Raw genomic sequence first — 15,475 nt, forward strand, 5'->3', positions numbered from 1 at the left:
GGCGGGAAAGGACAAATTGTAGCGCAATCAAGAAAAACCACCGGCGTGGAGCCGGGGTCAGACCCGCCGGGTCTGACCCCGGTTCTCTGCCTCTGGGTGGTTTGGCTAGCCGCCGGCGCCTTAACTGAACGGCATTGGGCCTTCAGCGGCGCCTCTTGCGTTTATTTCAACTATGTAGCAGTATCATCGGGTCTTTCGCCCGCCCCACCGCTCAGCCCTACCCTTTTCGAGGTAATACGTGGCAACTCCAGACATCTCCAAGCTCAAAATCGAACGGGCGCCGACGGCGCAGATTCCCGGCCAACGCTCGCAGCGGCGGCGCTGGCTCAAGCTGGCGCTCGGCGTGGCGCTGCTGGCGGCGCTGGCCGTGGCGGCGGGACGCCTGTTGAACGGCAAGCCCAGCGTGGAGACGGTGACGGTGGCGCAAGCCTATCCGGCGCAGAACTACACGCTGCTCAACGCCACCGGCTATGTGGTGGCGCAGCGCAAGGCGGCGCTGTCATCGAAGGCCACCGGGCGGCTCGAATGGCTCGGCGTGCTCGAAGGCAGCCGGGTCAAGAAGGACGAGGTCGTCGCCCGCCTGGAAAACCGCGACGTCAGCGCCAGCCTGGGCCAGGCGCAGGCCAACATCAAGGTGGCCCAGGCCAACCTGGAACAGGGACTGGCCGAGCTGGCCGACGCCCAGGCCGCCTTTCAGCGCGCGGCCGACCTGCTCAAGCAAAACTTCATCGCCGCCGCCAGCTTCGACACGGCGCGGGCGCGCCTGAACAAGGCCAAGGCCAACATCAGCGGCTACCGCGCCGGCATCGCGGCGGCCCAGGCCAACGCCCAGGTGGCGCAGGTGGCGCTGGACCAGACGGTGATCCGCGCGCCGTTCGACGGCGTGATCCTGACCAAGAGCGCCAACGTCGGCGACAACATCACACCGTTCTCCTCGGCCGCCGACAGCAAGGGCGCGGTGGTCACCATCGCCGACATGGACACGCTGGAGGTCGAGGCCGACGTGTCGGAGTCGAACCTGAGCAAGATCGGCGCCGCGCAGCCGGCCGAGATCCAGCTCGACGCCTTCCCCGAGCTGCGCCTGGCCGGCGTGGTCTCGCGCATGGTGCCGACCGTGGACCGCAGCAAGGCCACCTTGCTGGTCAAGGTGCGCTTCGCCGAGCGCGACGCCCGCGTGCTGCCGGACATGAGCGCCAAGGTGGCCTTCCTGTCCAAGCCGGTGCCGGCCGCCGACAAGCAGGCCGTCACCGCCCTGCAGCCGGCCGCCATCGTCACGCGCGACGGCAAGCCGGTGGCCTTCGTGGTCGACGGCGACAAGCTCAGACAGGTGGCGGTGAGCAGCGGGCGCAAAATCGGCGAGCTGGTCGAAGTCCGCGGCCTGAAGGCCGGCGACAAGGTGGTGCTGGCGCCCGACGCCAAACTGCACGACGGCCAGCTGGTCGCCGTGGTGAAGAAGTAAGCCTTACCACACAAGGAAAACAAGGCATGCAGCCACTGGTCCAGATCGAACACCTGGTGAAATCCTATCGGCGCGGCGGGCAGGTCGTGCCGGTGCTGACCGACATCAGCCTGACCATCCAGTCGGGCGACTTCACCGCGCTGATGGGTCCCTCCGGCTCGGGCAAGAGCACCCTGCTCAACCTGATCGCCGGCATCGACAAACCGGACAGCGGCGTGCTGCGCGTCGCCGGCCTCGACATCGCCAGCATGGGCGAGAGCGAGCTGGCGCGCTGGCGCGCCGCCAACATCGGCTTCATCTTCCAGTTCTACAACCTGATGCCGGTGCTGACGGCCTACGAGAACGTCGAGCTGCCGCTGTTGCTGACCAGGCTGTCGCGGCGCGAACGGCGCGAGCGCGTCGAGCTGACGCTGGCGATGGTCAAGCTGTCCGACCGCATGGACCACACGCCCAACGAGCTGTCCGGCGGCCAGCAGCAACGCGTGGCGATCGCCCGCGCCATCGTCACCGACCCGACCCTGATCGTCGCCGACGAACCGACCGGCGACTTGGACCGCCAGTCCGCCGGCGAGGTGCTGGCCCTGCTGAACCAGCTCAACCGCGAGTTGGGCAAGACCATCATCATGGTCACCCACGACGCCAACGCGGCGGCGCAGGCGCGCAGCATGGTGCACCTGGAAAAAGGCGAGCTGCTGGCCGAACCGGCCGTGGCCGGCTAGCCCATGTACGCGCTGCGCATGATCGTCAAAAACGCCCTGCGCCACAGGCTGCGCACCACGCTGACGGTGCTCGGCCTGGTGGTGGCGACGCTCTCCTTCGGCCTGCTGCAAACGGTGGTCAACGCCTGGTACGCCGGCGCCGAGGGCGCCTCCAACACCACCCTCGTCACGCGCAACAAGACCTCGCTGGTGTTCCCGCTGCCGCTGTCCTACCAGGCCAAGCTGCGCGCCGTCGACGGCGTGAGCGGGGTCGGCTACGCCAACTGGTTCGGCGGCGTCTACCAGGACCCGAAGAACTTCTTCGCCCAGTTCGCCATCTCCGGCCAGAGCTACCTCGACATCTATCCCGACTACCTGCTGCCCGAGGCCGAGCGCGGCGCCTTCCTGCGCGACCGCAAGGGCGCCATCGTCGGCCGCAAACTGGCGCAGCAGTACGGCTTCAAGGTCGGCGACGTGATTCCGATCAAGGGCACCATCTACCCCGGCCAGTGGGAGTTCGTGGTGCGCGGCATCTACGACGGACGCCAGAGCGGCACCAACACGGCGACCATGTTCTTCCACTGGGATTACATCAACGAGAGCATCCTGAAGACGGCGCCACGGCGCGGCAACCAGATCGGCGTGTATGTGCTGCAGATCGCCCACGCCGAGGACGCCGCCGCCATCTCGGCCACAGTCGACGCGCAGTTCGGCAACTCGCTGGCCGAGACGCTGACCGAGACCGAGAAGGCCTTCCAGCTCGGCTTCGTCTCGATGTCGGAGGCGATCGTGGTGGCGATCCGGGTGGTCTCCTTCGTGGTCATCCTGATCATCATGGCGGTGATGGCCAACACCATGGCGATGAGCGCGCGCGAGCGGCTCGGCGAGTACGCCACGCTGAAGGCGCTCGGCTTCGGCCCGGGCTTTTTGGCGTCGCTGATCTTCGGCGAGTCGATGCTGCTGGCCCTGGCCGGCGCCGGCCTGGGCATCGCCCTGCTCTACCCGGTGGCGGCCGGCTTCGCCGCCCAGCTGGGCACCATGTTCCCGGTGTTCGAGGTGGCGCCGCTGACGGTGCTGCAGCAGGTGCTGGCGGCGCTGGGCATCGGCGTGGTGGCGGCCATCGCGCCGACGCTGCGGGCGATCCACGTCAACATCGTCGACGGCCTGCGCAGCATAGGATGACACCACCATGAACCGGCACCGATGAACATTCCCTTTTCCTACATCGCGCGCAACCTGTGGGCGCGCCGCCTGACCACGGCGCTGACGGCCGGCGGCCTGGCGCTGGTGGTGTTCGTCTTCGCCGCCGTGCTGATGCTCGACGAGGGCTTGCGCAACACCCTGGTCACCACCGGCGAGTACGACAACGTGGTGCTGATCCGCCGCTCCGCCGAGACCGAGGTGCAGAGCGGCGTCGAGCGCGGCCAGGCCAACATCGTCGCCAGCCATCCGGCCATCGGCCTGGGCAGCGACGGCCAGCCCATGCTGTCGAAGGAAACGCTGGTGCTCATCTCGCTCAACAAGCGCGGCTCGGACAAGCCGTCCAACATCATCATTCGCGGCGTCGGCGAACGGGCGCTGGCGCTGCGGCCGCAGGTCAAGCTGACGGCCGGCCGCATGTTCCGCCCGGGCGCCTCGGAGATCATCGCCGGCGCCAGCATCGCGCGGCGCTTCTCCGGCGCCGGCATCGGCGAGACGCTGCGCTTCGGCCAGCGCGAGTGGACCGTGGTCGGCCTGTTCGACGCCGGCAACAGCGGCTTCGACTCGGAGATCTGGGGCGACGCCGACCAGCTGATGCAAGCCTTCCGCCGCACCGCCTACTCGTCCATCGTGCTGCGCCTGGGCGACCGCGGCCGCTTCGACGGTTTCAAGAGGGACGTCGAGGGCGACCAGCGGCTGACGCTGGACGCCAAGCGCGAGCAAACCTTCTACTCGGACCAGTCGCGCGCGCTGTCGACCTTCATCAGCATCCTCGGCCTGACCTTGTCGGTGATTTTTTCCATCGGCGCGATGATAGGCGCCACCATCACCATGTACGCCTCGGTGGCCAACCGGGTCGGCGAGATCGGCACCTTGCGCGCGTTGGGTTTCCAGCGCAGGAACATCCTCGCCGCGTTTCTGACCGAGTCCATGCTGCTGGCGGTGGCGGGCGGCGTGGTCGGGCTGGCCTTCGCCTCGCTGATGCAGTTCCTGTCGTTCTCGACGACCAACTTCCAGTCCTTCTCCGAGCTGGCCTTCGGCTTCAAGCTGAACGCGGCGATCGTGTTCAAGACGCTGCTGTTCTCGTTGGGGATGGGGATGGTGGGCGGCTTCCTGCCGGCCCTGCGGGCGGCGCGCATGAAGATCGTCGATGCGCTGCGCGCCGCCTGAGGTGATGTAAAACTGCGGCGCCTATTCGGCGTCGGGCTGTTGCGCCGGGTGCGCCTGGATGAAGGCCGGCAGCGCGGCGCAGTTGGCGTGGATGCGCATGACGGTCGGATACGCCGTCATGTCGACCCCGAAGCGCTGCGCGTTGAACACCTGCGGCACCAGGCAGCAGTCGGCCACGGTCGGCGTGTCGCCGTGGCAGAAGCGGCCGGTCTGCGCATCGCGCGCCAGGTGCGCCTCCAGCATCGCCATGCCCTCGCTGATCCAGTGGCTGATCCACTGCTGCTTGAGCTCCTCCGACAAACCGAGCGGCCCGCGCAAATACTTGAGCACGCGCAGATTCGACAGCGGATGGGTGTCGCAGGCCACCGTCTGCGCCAGCGCGCGCACGCGGGCGCGGCCGAGCGGATCGGCCGGCAGCAAGGGCTGCGACGGCCGCGTCTCGTCGAGATACTCGATGATCGCCAGCGACTGGCTGAGCACCACGCCGTCCTCCTCCAGCGCCGGCAACAGCGCGCTGGGATTGACGGCGCGGTAGGCGTCGGTCAGCTGCTCGCCGCCGTTGCGCAGCAAATGCACCGGCACCGCTTCGTAGTCCAGCCCCTTCAGGTTCAGCGCGATGCGCACCCGATACGAGGCCGAGCTACGGAAGTAGGTGTAGAACTTCATCTCAGCGGCGCTCCTGGTAGTGGGCGACGGTCTGCTCGATGCTGCCGAAGATGCTGGCGCCCTGCGCGTCGCGCATCTCGATGCGCACGCTGTCACCGAACTTGAGGAAGCCGGTCTTCGGCTTGCCCTCTTCGATGGTTTCGTACATGCGCACCTCGGCCAGGCAGCAGTAACCGACGCCGCCGTTCTCGATGCTCGAACCGTGCAGATTGCCCTGCTTGTTCGACACCGTGCCGGAGCCGATGATGGTGCCGGCCGCCAGCTCGCGCGTGCGCGCCGCGTGCGCCACCAGTTGGGCGAAGTTGAAGGTCATGTCCTCGCCGGCGTTCGGTTTGCCGAAGGGTTTGCCGCTCAACTCCACCAACAGCGGCAGGTGCAGCTTGGTGTCGGCCCAGTGGCCGCCCAATTCGTCCGGCGTGACCGCCACCGGCGAAAAGGCGCTGGCCGCCTTCGACTGGAAGAAGCCGAAGCCCTTGGCCAGCTCGTTGGGGATCAGGTTGCGCAGCGAGACGTCGTTCACCAGCATCACCAGGCGGATCGCCTTGGCGGCGTCGGCGTCGGTGGCGCCCATGGCGACGTCGCCGGTGATGACCGCCACTTCCGCCTCCAGGTCGATGCCCCAGTCTTCCGACAGCACGAAGATGGGATCACGCGGACCGATGAAGCTGTCCGAGCCGCCCTGGTACATCAGCGGGTCGGTGTAGAACGAGGCCGGCACCTCGGCGTTGCGGGCGCGGCGCACCAGCTCGACGTGGTTGATGTAGGCCGAGCCGTCGGCCCACTGGTAGGCGCGCGGCAGCGGCGAGTGGCACAAGGCCTGCTCGAAGGGCTGGGCCAGCGAGGCGGCGCCGGCGTTGAGCGCGGTGTAGACCTGCTCCAGCTGCGGCGCGATGGCGTCCCAGTTGTCCAGCGCCTGCTGCAGCGTGGCGGCGATCTGCGGCACGGCCAGGTAGTGGCCCAGGTCGCGGCTGACGACCACCAGGGCGCCGTCGCGGCCGCCGTTTTTCAGGGTGGCGAGCTTCATGCCTTCACCTCCGCTTGCGGCGCGTGCATCCAGGCGGCGTGCTTGGGCGCCTTGCGCGTGCGCGACCACTCCTCCAGCATGTCCCATTTGACCGCGTCGAGCTGCTGCATCATCTCCGGCGTGCCGGTGTTGGCGGCCAGCTCCAGACGGTGGCCGCTCGGGTCGAAGAAGTAGATCGATTTGAAGATGGTGTGGTTGACCGGGCCGAGCACCTCGACGCCGCCGGCGACCAGGCGTTCCTTGGCGGCCAGCAGTTCTTCCATGCTGTCGACTTCCAGCGCCAGATGCTGCACCCAGGCCGGCGTGTTGTGGTCGCGGTCCATCGGCGCCTGGGTCGGCAGCTCGAAGAAGGCCAGCACGTTGCCGTGGCCGGCGTCGAGGAAGACATGCATATACGGGTCCGGCGCCTTGGTCGACGGCACCTCGTCCTCGGCGATGGCCAGCACGAAGTTCATGTTCAGGTGTTTCACATACCAGTCGACGGTCTGCTTGGCGTCGATGCAGCGGTAGGCCACATGGTGGATTTGTTTGATTTTCATCGTTGTCTCCGGGGGTCAATTCGTTCGCTGCGGGTCGATTGCGACGGGCGCGGCATCTATGCTTAGCATTAGAATCCAGTTTCAGATATCATACAAACAGTATTTTTACCTCCACTTATCAGAATTTCTTATGAATCCTAGCCTGCGCCAAATGCGCGCCCTGGTCGCCCTCGCCAAGACCGGCAGCTTCACGCTGGCGGCCGAATATCTGCACGTGACGCAGTCGGCCCTGAGCGGGCAGATCAAGGAGCTGGAGCAACTGCTCGGCGTGAAAGTGGTCGAACGCACCACCCGCAAGGCGCAGCTGTCCGAGCTGGGCCGCGAGCTATATCCGCTGTTCGACAAGATGCTGCAGGACTTGGACGGCGCCATGGCCGACATCGCCAACCGCAAGGCGTTGAAGAAGGGCATGGTGCGGGTGGCGGCGCCGCAGATGATGTCCTGCACCTTGCTGCCGGAGGTGATCGCCGCCTACCGGCTGGCCTACCCGGACGTGCAGGTCAAGCTGGTCGACTGTCCGGTGGAGAACGTGTCGGCCCGCGTGTTCAGCGGCGAGGTCGACTTCGGCATCGGGCCGGAGCGCGAGCCGACCGCCGAGATCGACGCCCAGGTGCTGTTCGAGATGCCCTTCGTGCTGGTGTTCCCGCCCGGCCACGCGCTGGAGCAGCGCGAGCGCGTCAGTTGGGCCGACGTCAACGACTTCCCCTTCATCGCCCTGCAAGGCCAGTTCACCGAACGGCTGCTGCACGATATGCACGTGTCCTTCCGCGAGCTGTCGCTCAGCCCGTACAACGAGGTGACCTTCATGACCACCGCGCTGGCCATGGTCAGCGCCAAGCTGGGGATCACCGTCTGCCTGCCCTACGCCGAACCGATGGTCAAGCTGTACGGCCTGCAGATGCGGTTGCTGCAAGACCCCGAGCTGACGCGCCGCTTCTTCGTCTACACCAAGAACGCCCGCGCGCTGTCGCCGGCGGCGGAGAGCTTCGTCACCTTCCTGCACGAGTTCGTCGGCGCCCACGAGTGGAACGTGACGCTGGCCTGAACGCCTGCCCAGCCATCCGCCCCGTCCACGCCATCCACGCTATCCACACCTGCGGAACCTGCGAACCATCTGTACAATTCGACCACCATGAGTGCCAACACCATCGCCGCCAACCGGCAAACCGACCACCTCACCGGCAAGGACAGCGTTTGGCTGTTCGGCTACGGCTCGCTGATCTACAAGGCCGACTTCCCCTACATCGAGCGGCGTCCGGCCAGCATCGCCGGCTGGACGCGCCGCTTTTGGCAAGGCTCGCACGACCATCGCGGCACGCCCGAGGCGCCGGGCCGCGTCGTCACCATCATCGCCGAGGCCGGCGCCATCTGCCACGGCATGGCCTACCTGGTCACGCCGCAGGTGTTCGAGCACCTCGACCACCGCGAGAAGAACGGCTACCTGCGCCTGAGCAGCGACATCCTGTTCGACGACGGCCGCAGCGTGCCGGGCCTGGTCTACATCGCCAGCGAGGACAACACGGCCTTCCTCGGCGCCGCCTCCGAGCTGGACATCGCGCGCCAGATCGCCCAGTCCAGCGGCCCGAGCGGCCCCAACAGCGACTACCTGAACCATCTTGCCGCCGCCCTGCGCGAGCTGGGCAAGAGCGACCCGCACGTGTTCGCCATCGAACAACATCTGGCCGAACTGGGCAAGCCCGGCGCTCAGGACGCCGAAGGGAAACGCTAAACACCCGCCGATGCGGAATGACAAAGTCGGGCTATTCGAAGTGCCCCTAAACGAAGTGCCCCTAAACCGTCGCCCTCAAAACAAATCCAGTTGTCCGGCCGAGCCCTCCTTTGCCTTTGAGCCCAGCGGCGGGATCACCAGCGGGCGCCGGAACAGCGAGGTGTCGAGCCCCTTGAAGCGGTCGCCGCGCCCCGTCAAGCCGAGCCTGGCGACGGCGATCTGGAAACGCTGGCGTATCAACTCCGCCCACACGCCCTCGCCTTTCATGCGACTGGCAAAATCGCTGTCGTAGTCCTTGCCGCCGCGCATTTCGCGGACGCGGTTCATGACCCGTTGCGCCCGGTCGGGAAAATGCGCCTGCAACCATTGCTGGAACAGGGGGTTGACCTCCCACGGCAAGCGCAGCACCACGTAATGGGCGTGGACGGCGCCGGCGTCGCGCGCCGCCTCCAGCAGGTGTTCGATTTCCGGCTCGGTGACGAAGGGAATGATGGGCGAAATGCTGACGCTGACCGGAATGCCGGCGTCCGTCAGCGTGCGGATGGCGCGCAGGCGCCGCGCAGGCGCCGCCGCGCGCGGCTCCAGCGTGCGCGCGATGGTCGGATCGAGCGTGGTCAAGGTGATGGCGGCGGTGGCCAGGCGCTTGGCGGCCATCGGCGCGAGGATGTCGATGTCGCGCTCGATCAGCGCCGACTTGGTGATCAGGCCGACCGGATGCTCGCATTCTTGCAGCACCTCAAGGATGCGGCGGGTCAGCCGCAGTTCGCGCTCGCAGGGTTGGTAGGCGTCCGTGATGACGCCCAGCGCGATCGACTCCGGCACATACGCGGCCTTGCCCAGCTCGCGGCGCAGCAATTCCGGCGCGTTGACCTTGGCGAAAATCTTGCTCTCGAAATCCAAACCCGGCGACAGTCCCAGATAGCTGTGGGTCGGCCGCGCGTAGCAGTAAATGCATCCGTGCTCGCAACCGCGATAGGGGTTGAGCGACACGCCGAACGGCAGATCCGGCGAGCTATTGCGGCTGAGGATGGTCTTGGCCTGCTCCTCGGTGACCTGGGTCTTCCAGCCGCGCGGCTCCTCCTCCTCGCGCGGCCAGCCGTCGTCGTATTCCTCGCGGGCCTGCTTGTCGAAGCGGCCCTGCAGATTGGACACGGCGCCGCGCCCCTTGCTCGCCTTGAGCGGCCGTGGCGGCAACATCGCCTGCCCTTCCAGTTGTTCATCATCCGGCATAGCTCACTCACCAATACTGTATATATGAACAGTATTCTATGCCGCGCAAATCAGCTTATCAAGCTCAACCATGAAAAAATATCATCGCCCCGGCGCACATGCGGCCCCGCGCCTTGCGCCTAGACCCTGTGGCGGCCGCCCGCTTGCTGGTATCATGCCAACAAATCCGGGGATCGACGATCCCCGCGCCTCGCCCAGTGCATTTCTGCGGCATGGCGGGCCCAACGCCCCTGACCCACCCACACATTTTCAGGATGCCGCCCAAGAGCGTGGCGGCGCCCCGATATTGACTATTCGCGAGCACATTATGAACAATTCGAGCACACCGGCTCTGCCCTCGTTCTGGCGCAGAATCCCCCTGGCCTTCGGCGCCTTCTTCAGCACCCTGTCCGACGCCGAATACGCCGCGCGCATCGTGCGCCTGGCCGACGCGCCGCTGACGCCCACGCCGGCCGCCGCGCCGGTCGCCGCAGCAACGGCGCCAACGCCCGCACCGGCGCCGGCGCCGGCCCCGGCTCCTGCGCCGGCGCCTCTGCGCGACACCGCGCCCGACGCCGCCCTGCAGTTGCTGACCCTGTTCCAGCGCGAAGCGCGCCTGATCGACTTCACCCAGGAGAACCTGAGCGCCTACTCGGACGCCGACATCGGCGCCGCCGCGCGCGTGGTCCACGAGGGCTGCGGCAAGGTGCTGCGCGAGCACTTCACCATCGAGGCGGTGCGCAGCGAGGCCGAAGGCAGCCGCATCGTGCTGGAAGAAGGCTTCGACGCCAGCGCCGTGCGCCTGACCGGCAACGTGGTCGGCAAGGCGCCGTTCCGTGGCGCCTTGAGCCATCGCGGCTGGCGCGCCTCCAGCGTGCGCCTGCCCAAGCTGGCCGACGCGCACGACGCCTCCGTGCTGGCCCCGGCGGAGGTGGAATTATGAGCCAGCCACGCTACGCCATCGGCATCGACCTTGGCACCACCCACAGCGCCCTGTCCTACGTTGACCTGGCCGCCAGCGACGGCGAGAAAACCGCGCACGGCGTGCTGGCGATTCCCCAACTGACCGCGCCCGGCACCGTCGAGGAACTGGCGCTGCTGCCGTCCTTCCTTTATCTGCCGCACGCGGACGAACTGGCGCCCGGTGAACTGACCCTGCCATGGCAACAAAGCCAGGCGGAACAAGGCGCCGTGGCCGGCGAGATGGCGCGCAGCCGCGGCGCCACCACGCCGATCCGCCTGGTCTCCAGCGCCAAGAGCTGGCTGTGCCACGCCGGCGTCGACCGCCGCGCCGCCATCCTGCCGAACGATGCGCCGGAGGAGGTCAGCCGCGTCTCGCCGCTGGCCGCCTCGACCCGCTACCTGGCGCACCTGCGCCAGGCCTGGGACGCCGCCCACCCCGAGGCGCCGTTCGCCGAACAAGCCGTCACCGTCACCATCCCGGCGTCCTTCGATCCGGGCGCGCGCGAGCTGACCGCCGAGGCGGCCCGCGCCGCCGGCTACGAGTCGCTGACCTTGCTGGAGGAGCCGCAGGCGGCGCTGTACAGCTGGATACAGGGCAGCGATGGCCGCTGGCGCAAGGAAGTCAAGCCGGGCGACATCATCCTGGTGGTCGACGTCGGCGGCGGCACCAGCGACTTCTCGCTGATCGCCGTGCTGGAACGCGACGGCGTGCTGGAACCGCACCGCATCGCCGTGGGCGACCACATCCTGCTGGGCGGCGACAATATGGACCTGGCCTTGGCCCACCTGGTGGCGCGCAAGGTCGCCGCCGCCGGCAACCAGCTCGACGCCTGGCAAATGCGCGCGCTGACCTACGGCTGCCGCTCGGCCAAGGAGGCCCTGCTGGCCGACGCCGACGTCGACACTTGGCCCATCGTGGTGCCTAGCCGTGGCTCGAAACTGATCGGCGGTTCGATCCGCACCGAGCTGACCCGCGACGAGGTGAAGAGCTTCATCCTCGACGGCTTCTTCCCCGCCGTCGACGCGTCGGCGCGGCCGGCCGTGCGCAGCCGCGCCGGCCTGACCCAGCTCGGCCTGCCGTACGCGCAGGACGCCGGCATCACGCGCCACCTGGCCGCCTTCCTGGCGCGCCAACTGGGCGCCACGGCTGAACTGGAAGGCTTTGCCGGCCGCGTCGCGCCGGACGCCAGCTTCCTGCATCCGACCGCCGTGCTGTTCAACGGCGGCGTGTTCAAGTCGGCACTGCTGGCCGAGCGCGTGATGGGCACCATCAACGACTGGCTGTATCTGGAAGGCGCCGAGCCGGCGCGCATGCTCGGCGGCGCCGACCTCGATCTGGCGGTGGCGCGCGGCGCGGCCTACTACAGCTACGTGCGGCGCGGCAGCGGCGTGCGCATTCGCGGCGGCACGGCGCGCTCCTACTACGTGGCGGTGGAGTCGGCCATGCCGGCCATCCCCGGCATGGAGCCGCCGATCCAGGCGCTGTGCGTGGCGCCGTTCGGCATGGAGGAAGGCGGCGAGATGGAATTGCCGGCGCAGGAGTTCGGCCTGGTGGTCGGCGAGCCGGTGCACTTCCGCTTCTTCGGTTCCTCGGTGCGCCGGCAGGACCAGATCGGCGATATGCTCGACTTCTGGGGCGCCGACGAGCTGATCGAACTCAATGAGATCCAGGCCACGCTGTCGCCGGAAGGCCGCCAGTCGGGCGACGTGGTGCAGGTCAAGCTACACGCGCTGGCCACCGACTCCGGCACGCTGGAACTACTGGCGGTGGCCAAGGACGGCCAGCGCTGGAAGGTGGAGTTCGACGTGCGCGGCAGCGCCGCGGCATAACGATGGCGCACTACCTCGTCAGCATCGACCTGGGCACCACCAACACGGTGCTGGCCTACTCTGCGCCGGGCGCCAAGCCCGGCGCGGAGCAGATCAAGCTGTTCGAGATCGAGCAACTGGTGGCACCCGGCGAGGTTGCTGCCGGGTCCTTGCTGCCGTCGCTGCGCTACCACCCGGCCGCCGGCGAGCTGGCGCCGGGCGAGCTGCAACTGCCGTGGCGACAGGACGATGCCGGCGGCGTGGAGCAGGTCGTCATCGGCCGCGCCGCGCGCAAGCTTGGCGGCCAGGTGCCGGGCCGGCTGGTGGCCAGCGCCAAGAGCTGGCTGTCGCATCCCAATGTCGACCGCATGGCGCCGATTTTGCCGTGGGGCGCCGAACCCGAGGTGGCGCGGGTCTCGCCGGTGGCGGCCTGCGCCAGTTATCTGGCGCACCTGCGCGCGGCGTGGAACACGCGCTTCCCGCGGCAGCCGCTGGAACAACAGCAAATCGTTTTAACCATTCCCGCTTCGTTCGATGAAGGCGCCCGCGCGCTGACGCTGGAGGCGGCACGGCTGGCCGGCCTGCCGACGCTGCGCCTGCTGGAGGAGCCGCAGGCGGCCTTCTACGATTGGCTGTTCCGCCACCGCGCGACGCTCGCCGCCGAGCTGGCGCAGACCCGCCTGGTGCTGGTCTGCGACGTCGGCGGCGGCACCACCGACTTCAGCCTGATCAAGGTCGAGCTGGTCGACGGCGCACCGCGCATCAGCCGCATCGGCGTCGGCAACCACCTGATCCTGGGTGGCGACAATATGGATCTGGCCCTGGCCCATCTGGTCGAGGCGCGTTTGGCGGATGGCGATGCGGGCGGCGCGCGGCTGTCGGCCAGCCGCCTATCGCAGTTGACGGAACGCTGCCGCGCCGCCAAGGAACAACTGCTGGCGGCCGACGCGCCGGAGCAGGTCAACGTCACCCTGCTGGGTGCCGGCGCCCGCCTGATCGGCGCCAGCCGCTCGGCGGAACTGCGCCGCGACGAAGTCGAACACTTGGTGGTGGACGGCTTCTTCCCGCAGGTGGACGTGCTGGAACAGCCCAAACGGGGCCGTGGCGGCATCGTCGAATTCGGCCTGCCCTACGCCGCCGACGCCGCCATCACGCGTCACCTGGCGGCCTTCCTGCAGCAGCACGCCGCTGCCGCGCGCGAGGCGCTGGGTTTGCCGCCCGGCGCCGCGCCGGTGATTCCGGACACGCTGCTGCTCAACGGCGGCGTGTTCCGCGCCGACGCGCTGGCCAAGCGCCTGGAAGCCGTGCTGGCGGTCTGGCGCGGCCAGCCGCTGCGCGTGCTCCACAACGACAACCCGGACGTCGCCGTGGCGCGTGGCGGCGTCGCCTACGCGCTGGGCCAGCTGGGACGGGCGCCGACCATCGGCGGCGGCTCGGCACGCAGTTACTATCTGGTGCTGGACGAGGAGGCGCGCGGCGACCAACCGCGCCGCGCCATCTGCATCCTGCCACGCGGCAGCGCCGAGGGCCGCGAAATCCTGCTGGCCGAGCGCAGCTTTGCGCTGCGCCTGGGCCGGCCGGTGCGCTTCTATCTGGTGTCGTCGACCACCCAGGCCGGCGCCGCGCCGCAGCTGGGCGAGTTGGTCGACCTGAACCAGGGCGACTACCAGCGCCTGCCGACCATCGCCACCGTGCTGCGCGCCGATGGCGACAACAGCCGCAAGGAAGTGCCGGTGCAACTGGCCACCGCGCTGACCGAGGTCGGCACCTTGGAGGTGCATTGCGTCTCCAGCGCAGAGGGTGGCGACAAGGCGCAGCGCTGGCTGCTGCAGTTCCAGCTGCGCGAGCATGGCGGCGACGCCAAGGCGGCGCGTGGCGGGAGCGGCGCCGGCCAGTCCGACGACGACAGCGACGGCGACAGCAACAGCGACGGCGACAGCGAGCAAGCCAAGCTGCCGCCGCGCTTCAACGAGGCGCTGGAGCGGATCGAGCGCATTTTCGGCGGCCGCGCCCAGCAGGTCGAGAGCAAGGACGTGCGCCAGTTGCGTAGCCAGCTTGAGGGACTGCTCGGCAGCCGCGAACGCTGGGAAACGCCGATGCTGCGCCAGCTATTCGACGCCCTGCTGCAGCGCGCCAAGGGCCGGCGCCGCTCGGCCGAGCACGAGCGCGTCTGGCTCAACCTGACCGGCTACTGTCTGCGGCCCGGCTTCGGTTACGCGCTCGACGAGTGGCGCATCGAGCAGTTGTGGGCCTTGTTCGAAGCCGGCGCCCAGCATCCCAAGGACAGCCAGGTCTGCGCCGAATGGTGGACCCTGTGGCGCCGCGTCTGCGGCGGCCTGGACGCGACGGCGCAACTGCGCCTGCTCGACGACTTCGCCTTCAACGTGCAGGCCGACCTGGCGGAGCGGGCGCGCCGCCCCGTCACGCTGGTCGGCGGCAGCGAGGACGACATGCTGCGTCTGGGCGCCTCGCTCGAACGCATCCCCGGTAACTACAAGGCCGAGATCGGCGCGTGGATGCTGGGCCAGCTGGAGCAGGCCGCCGGCCCCAAGGCCGATGCCGCGCAGGCCAAGTATCTATGGGGTTTGGGCCGGGTCGGCGCGCGCCAACCCTTCCACGGCAGCGCCCACGACGTGGCGCCGGTGGAGACGGTCGAGCAGTGGCTGAGCGCCATCCTGGCGCTGGACTGGAAGAAGGTCGAGCCGGCCGGCTTCGCGGCGGCCCATCTGGCGCGCATGACCGGCGACCGTTCGCGCGACATCAACTTGCGGCTACGCGCCGAGATTGTGCGGCGTTTGGGCGCGACCGGCGCGCCGGCCAGTTGGTCGGCGATGGTCCGCGAAGTGGTGCAGCTCGACCAGTTGAGTGAGAAGCGCCTGCTGGGCGAGGCGCTGCCCCCCGGCCTCAAGCTGATTTCGTAATCCCCCTGTCGTTCCCGCGCAGGCGGGAACCCATGCTGCGCCAGACAACATGCGGCGTATGGCGGGTGCATGGCTTCGCGCCTGCGGC

General features: G+C 68.4%; 13 protein-coding genes. 9 read left to right on the top strand and 4 right to left on the bottom strand.

Annotation, left to right across the window (positions count from 1 at the left end; translation table 11 throughout):
* Positions 1-238: 238 nt before the first annotated feature.
* The 4 genes from H7U20_RS11200 to H7U20_RS11215 are packed head-to-tail and all read left to right on the top strand — an operon-like array spanning position 239 to position 4,527.
* A complete protein-coding gene (locus H7U20_RS11200) occupies positions 239-1,459 on the top strand; it encodes an efflux RND transporter periplasmic adaptor subunit (protein WP_199759233.1) in 1,221 nt (406 codons plus the stop codon).
* A 26-nt stretch (positions 1,460-1,485) separates the two neighbouring features.
* Positions 1,486-2,178 (top strand): ABC transporter ATP-binding protein, encoded by a 693-nt coding sequence (locus H7U20_RS11205; protein ID WP_199759234.1) that lies wholly within the window; start codon positions 1,486-1,488, stop codon positions 2,176-2,178.
* Between the two features lie 3 nt (positions 2,179-2,181).
* Positions 2,182-3,339 carry an ABC transporter permease gene (locus tag H7U20_RS11210; RefSeq protein ID WP_199759235.1) on the top strand — a complete coding sequence of 386 codons (1,158 nt, stop codon included), beginning with the start codon at positions 2,182-2,184 and terminating at the stop codon, positions 3,337-3,339.
* Positions 3,340-3,360: 21 nt separating this feature from the next.
* Positions 3,361-4,527: an ABC transporter permease gene (locus H7U20_RS11215; RefSeq protein WP_199759236.1), complete on the top strand. Its 1,167-nt coding sequence runs from the start codon at positions 3,361-3,363 to the stop codon at positions 4,525-4,527.
* A 21-nt stretch (positions 4,528-4,548) separates the two neighbouring features.
* Here the strand turns inward: H7U20_RS11215 and maiA are convergent, their stop codons facing one another.
* The 3 genes from maiA to H7U20_RS11230 are packed head-to-tail and all read right to left on the bottom strand — an operon-like array spanning position 4,549 to position 6,756.
* Positions 4,549-5,193, bottom strand: coding sequence for a maleylacetoacetate isomerase (gene maiA / locus H7U20_RS11220; protein WP_199759237.1), 645 nt, complete (start codon positions 5,191-5,193; stop codon positions 4,549-4,551).
* Between the two features lies 1 nt (position 5,194).
* A complete protein-coding gene (locus H7U20_RS11225) occupies positions 5,195-6,217 on the bottom strand; it encodes a fumarylacetoacetate hydrolase family protein (RefSeq protein WP_199759238.1) in 1,023 nt (340 codons plus the stop codon).
* Positions 6,214-6,756, bottom strand: a complete 543-nt coding sequence (locus H7U20_RS11230; protein WP_199759239.1) for a VOC family protein — start codon at positions 6,754-6,756, stop codon at positions 6,214-6,216. The genes H7U20_RS11225 and H7U20_RS11230 overlap by 4 nt, the downstream gene beginning before the upstream one ends.
* A gap of 130 nt (positions 6,757-6,886) precedes the next feature.
* On the opposite strand from H7U20_RS11230, the gene H7U20_RS11235 reads away from it, so the two are divergent.
* Both H7U20_RS11235 and H7U20_RS11240 read left to right on the top strand, forming a co-directional pair.
* Complete coding sequence (locus H7U20_RS11235) at positions 6,887-7,801, top strand: LysR family transcriptional regulator (protein ID WP_199759240.1); 915 nt, start codon at positions 6,887-6,889, stop codon at positions 7,799-7,801.
* Between the two features lie 87 nt (positions 7,802-7,888).
* Positions 7,889-8,485 carry a gamma-glutamylcyclotransferase gene (locus tag H7U20_RS11240; protein ID WP_199759241.1) on the top strand — a complete coding sequence of 199 codons (597 nt, stop codon included), beginning with the start codon at positions 7,889-7,891 and terminating at the stop codon, positions 8,483-8,485.
* 75 nt (positions 8,486-8,560) lie between these two features.
* Here H7U20_RS11240 and H7U20_RS11245 read toward each other — a convergent pair whose 3' ends face one another.
* A complete protein-coding gene (locus tag H7U20_RS11245) occupies positions 8,561-9,715 on the bottom strand; it encodes a PA0069 family radical SAM protein (protein ID WP_233410675.1) in 1,155 nt (384 codons plus the stop codon).
* A gap of 307 nt (positions 9,716-10,022) precedes the next feature.
* On the opposite strand from H7U20_RS11245, the gene H7U20_RS11250 reads away from it, so the two are divergent.
* From H7U20_RS11250 to H7U20_RS11260, 3 genes are read left to right on the top strand one after another with little or no spacing between them, the layout of a single operon-like run.
* Entirely contained in the window at positions 10,023-10,637 is a 615-nt protein-coding gene (locus H7U20_RS11250) for a DUF2760 domain-containing protein (protein ID WP_199759242.1), read from the top strand.
* A complete protein-coding gene (locus H7U20_RS11255) occupies positions 10,634-12,487 on the top strand; it encodes an Hsp70 family protein (protein WP_199759243.1) in 1,854 nt (617 codons plus the stop codon). Before H7U20_RS11250 ends, H7U20_RS11255 begins: the two co-directional genes overlap by 4 nt.
* A 2-nt stretch (positions 12,488-12,489) precedes the next feature.
* Positions 12,490-15,387 carry an Hsp70 family protein gene (locus H7U20_RS11260; RefSeq protein ID WP_199759244.1) on the top strand — a complete coding sequence of 966 codons (2,898 nt, stop codon included), beginning with the start codon at positions 12,490-12,492 and terminating at the stop codon, positions 15,385-15,387.
* Positions 15,388-15,475: the final 88 nt, after the last annotated feature.

Origin of the sequence: Rugamonas violacea, from assembly GCF_016461825.1 — a bacterium.
In the GTDB taxonomy this organism is placed as follows: Bacteria; Pseudomonadota; Gammaproteobacteria; order Burkholderiales; family Burkholderiaceae_D; genus Rugamonas.

Bases quoted from the DNA above. Each gene is read 5' to 3' on its own strand.
- H7U20_RS11205 (WP_199759234.1), top strand. From the start codon at position 1,486: ATGCAGCCACTGGTCCAGATCGAACACCTGGTGAAATCCTATCGGCGC.
- H7U20_RS11240 (WP_199759241.1), top strand. From the start codon at position 7,889: ATGAGTGCCAACACCATCGCCGCCAACCGGCAAACCGACCACCTCACC.
- H7U20_RS11210 (WP_199759235.1), top strand. From the start codon at position 2,182: ATGTACGCGCTGCGCATGATCGTCAAAAACGCCCTGCGCCACAGGCTG.
- H7U20_RS11235 (WP_199759240.1), top strand. From the start codon at position 6,887: ATGAATCCTAGCCTGCGCCAAATGCGCGCCCTGGTCGCCCTCGCCAAG.
- maiA (WP_199759237.1), bottom strand. From the start codon at position 5,193: ATGAAGTTCTACACCTACTTCCGTAGCTCGGCCTCGTATCGGGTGCGC.
- H7U20_RS11225 (WP_199759238.1), bottom strand. From the start codon at position 6,217: ATGAAGCTCGCCACCCTGAAAAACGGCGGCCGCGACGGCGCCCTGGTG.
- H7U20_RS11215 (WP_199759236.1), top strand. From the start codon at position 3,361: ATGAACATTCCCTTTTCCTACATCGCGCGCAACCTGTGGGCGCGCCGC.
- H7U20_RS11260 (WP_199759244.1), top strand. From the start codon at position 12,490: ATGGCGCACTACCTCGTCAGCATCGACCTGGGCACCACCAACACGGTG.
- H7U20_RS11250 (WP_199759242.1), top strand. From the start codon at position 10,023: ATGAACAATTCGAGCACACCGGCTCTGCCCTCGTTCTGGCGCAGAATC.
- H7U20_RS11230 (WP_199759239.1), bottom strand. From the start codon at position 6,756: ATGAAAATCAAACAAATCCACCATGTGGCCTACCGCTGCATCGACGCC.
- H7U20_RS11255 (WP_199759243.1), top strand. From the start codon at position 10,634: ATGAGCCAGCCACGCTACGCCATCGGCATCGACCTTGGCACCACCCAC.
- H7U20_RS11245 (WP_233410675.1), bottom strand. From the start codon at position 9,715: ATGCCGGATGATGAACAACTGGAAGGGCAGGCGATGTTGCCGCCACGG.